Raw genomic sequence first — 3,126 nt, 5'->3', positions numbered from 1 at the left:
CCCGGCGCCGTCGGCGGTCCCGGCGCCGGAGAAGGGCCAGTCGCCCTCGCGCGGCCAGAAGTGGTACCGGGTGCGGTGCACGGGGGCGACGGCCCCGGCCAGCTGGGCGAAGAGGGCGGGGTCGCCGAGGCGGACGGCCGCCCGGTGCGGGACCGGCATGATCCAGGCGGCCCGCCCGGCGTCGCCGCCGACCGTCAGCCGCATCACGATCTGCTCCTGCCGGCCGTCCCAGCGCAGGACGGACTGCTCATCGGAGACGGCGATCCGGGTGGCCGGGCCGGGCACCATCGCCCCGCACCCGCAGGCGTAGGCCGGAGCCATCAGCCAGCCGAGCTGGACGCCGAGCAGGGCGAGGACGAGGGTGAGTGTCCGGGCGCGTGTCACAGCGCTACAGACGGTGTCCGTGCGGCGGCGGTTCCGGCCGGCAGCGCGGGGCGGCGCCGTGCAGGAGCGGGGCGGGGGCGGGGGCGGGGGCGGCACGCGGACCGCGGCGACCCGTGTGTGCGGCGCGCCTCCCGGAGCCTCGGGGTGCTCACCGGTCTGCCGACGGGCGGCGCGCCTCCCGCAGTCTCGGGGTGCTTACGGGCCTGCCGACGGGCGGCGCGCCTCCCGCAGTCTCGGGGTGCTTACGGGCCTGCCGACGGGCGGCGCGCCTCCCGCAGTCTCGGGGTGGTCACCGCCCTGCCCACGGACGGCGCGCCTTCTGCACCGGCGCGGTGCTTACCGGCCTTCCACGGAAGGCGCGGAGCCGGGCAGCGGGCGTCCGGCGCACTCGGACATCCGCCACACCGCGAAACCGCCCACGACGGCCGCGGCCATCATGTAGTACGCGGGCATCATCATGTTCCCCGTCGCCCCGATCAGCGCGGTCACGACCAGCGGCGTCGTCCCGCCGAACAGCGACACGGACACGTTGAAGCCGATCGACAGGGAGCCGTAGCGCACCCGGGTCGGGAAGAGCGCGGGCAGCGCGGCCGGCATGGCCGCCGTGAAGCACACCAGGAGCAGGCCCAGCGCGCCCATGCCCAGGCCCACCGCCAGCAGGCTGCCCTGGCGGATCAGCAGCAGGGCGGGGATGGACAGGAACAGGAAGCCCGCGCAGCCCGCAGCGATCACCGGACGGCGGCCGACACGGTCGGTCAGGGCGCCGGCGAACGGCTGGACGATCATCATCAGGGCCATCACGGCGAGCACGACCAGCAGACCGTGCGTCTCGTCGTACTTCAGCTCACTGGTGAGGTAGCTCGGCATGTACGACAGCAGCATGTAGTCGGTGACGTTGAAGACCAGCACGAGGCCCATGCACAGCAGCAGCGCCTTCCACTGGCCCGCGACCATCTCGCGCAGCGGAACCTTGGGCCGGGCGGCCTCGGCCTTCTCGACCTCCGCCGCGAACGCCGGGGTCTCCTCCAGCCGCATCCGCAGGTACAGGCCGATGATGCCCATCGGGCCCGCGATCAGGAACGGGACGCGCCAGCCCCAGGAGAGCAGGTCCTCGGAGGAGAGGAAGGCGGTCATCAGCGTGACCAGGCCCGCGCCGCCGATGTAGCCGGCGAGCGTGCCGAACTCCAGCCAGCTGCCGAAGAAGCCGCGCTTCTTGTCCGGGGCGTACTCGGCGATGAAGGTGGACGCGCCCGCGTACTCGCCGCCGGTGGAGAAGCCCTGCACCAGACGGGCGGCCAGCAGCAGGAGCGGTGCGCCGACGCCGATCGTCGCGTAGGACGGGATCAGGCCGATGGCGAACGTACCCGCCGCCATCATGATCATCGTGACGGCGAGGACCTTCTGGCGGCCCACGCGGTCGCCGAGCGGACCGAAGACCATGCCGCCGAGCGGCCGGACCAGGAAGGCCGCCGCGAAGGCGCCGAACGTCGACAGCAGCTGTGCGGTCGGGTTGCCGGACGGGAAGAAGACCTTGCCCAGCGTGACCGCGATGTAGCTGTAGACACCGAAGTCGAACCATTCCATCGCGTTGCCCAGCGCCGCCGCCTTGACGGCGCGCTTGACCAGCGCGGGGTCGGTGACGGTGACGTCTTGGGCCTTGCTGGCCCGCCGGGTCTTCAGATGCGGGGTGACGGCAGTGGCAGTCGCCAAAACGGGGCTCGCCTACCTTTCGACGGGGACAGGGACGGGCCCGAGACGGCGGCGGTGACGTACGCCGGGCCGAAAAAAGACCATAGGGGGCTTGTGCCCCTTACGTGCTGTATGCGATTACATGCAGAGTGCAGCTAAAGTGCGGATATGCAGGTACGTCTGCCCGCTCACCGGGCGGCATTCGCCCTGGTCGATGTGATCCTTCTCGCGTGCCGGGCATGCAACCGGGCGCGGGTGGAACGGGTCGGCCGCCGGACGGTCCCGTACCCGTTCCGCCGGCCGCCGGCCCGGTGGTCGTCAGCCGCCCGCCGCCGCCAGGTGCGCGCGAAGGGAGCGCGGAGGCCGGCCGGTGACGGCCCGCACGGTGTCGGTCACGCGGTCCTCGGCCCCCGCCGCGATGTCCCGGTCCATTCCGGCCAGCATCGCGGCGAACTCCGGCGGCAGCTGGGCCGCGAGGAGGTCGCGCAGCCGTTCGCAGGAGAGCCGGTGGTGCACCACGGTCCGGCCGGTGACCTCCGTGAGCAGCGCGGCGACCTCGTCGTACGACAGCGCCTCGGGCCCGGTCAGGACCAGGTCGGTGTCCGGGGCGTGCTCGTCGGTCAGCGCGCGGGCGGCGACCGAGGCGATGTCCTCGGCGTCGACGAAGCCGACCCGGCCGTTCCCGGTGGCGGTGCGCAGCACGCCCTCGCGGCGGACGCTGTCGGCGTGCGCGTGCGCGCCGGTGAAGTTCTGCATGAACCAGGAGGGGCGCAGCACCGCCCACTCCTCGATCAGTCCGGGCAGCGCCCGGTGCACGGCGCCGGTCGCCGGGCCGCCCGCGGGGACGGCCGAGGAGCTGAGCAGCACCGCGCGGCGCACACCGGCCCTGCGGGCGCGGTCGAGGAAGGGCAGCATGACCGCCGCCGGGTCCGGGTCACCCGGCGGCGGTACGAGGTACACGCGGTCGACTCCGTCCAGTGCGGCGGCGTGGGTGTCCGGCGCGTGCCAGTCGAAGGCGACCGGCTCCGCGCCCGGCACGGCCGTCGCGTGCCG

The 3,126-nt window shown here is 73.6% G+C and carries 3 protein-coding genes; all 3 read right to left on the bottom strand.

The window, feature by feature from the left end:
- Positions 1–321 (bottom strand): DUF2330 domain-containing protein (locus tag GT045_RS05565; RefSeq protein WP_161333463.1); only part of this gene is annotated, 321 nt, incomplete at its 3' end.
- A gap of 399 nt (positions 322–720) precedes the next feature.
- On the bottom strand, positions 721–2,064 hold the full coding sequence (gene proP / locus GT045_RS05560; protein ID WP_237538366.1) for a glycine betaine/L-proline transporter ProP: 1,344 nt from the start codon (positions 2,062–2,064) through the stop codon (positions 721–723).
- Between the two features lie 327 nt (positions 2,065–2,391).
- On the bottom strand, positions 2,392–3,126 hold a 735-nt coding region (locus tag GT045_RS05555; RefSeq protein WP_161333461.1), incomplete at its 5' end, for an NmrA family NAD(P)-binding protein.

It is taken from the genome of Streptomyces sp. SID486 (genome assembly GCF_009865385.1).
GTDB lineage: Bacteria > Actinomycetota > Actinomycetes > Streptomycetales > Streptomycetaceae > Streptomyces.
This window is presented reverse-complemented; position numbering and strand designations above follow the sequence as displayed.